Below are 224 nucleotides of genomic sequence, written 5' to 3' on the forward strand. Positions count from 1 at the left end.
ATATTGAGCTGTTGAAGTGATATTTTTTTTCGATCCTTGTTCGTCAGTTCCTTGCTCATCTGTTCTATACGGAATCTTTGTTTTTCTCTGCCCCACGAAATGGATTCAGCAGGGAATATTGAGCTGTTGAAGTGATATTTTTTTTCGATCCTTGTTCGTCAGTTCCTTGCTCATCTGTTCTATACGGAATCTTTGTTTTTCTCTGCCTCACGAAATGGATTCAG

The organism is Sediminibacterium sp. FW305-C-269 (assembly GCF_058231045.1).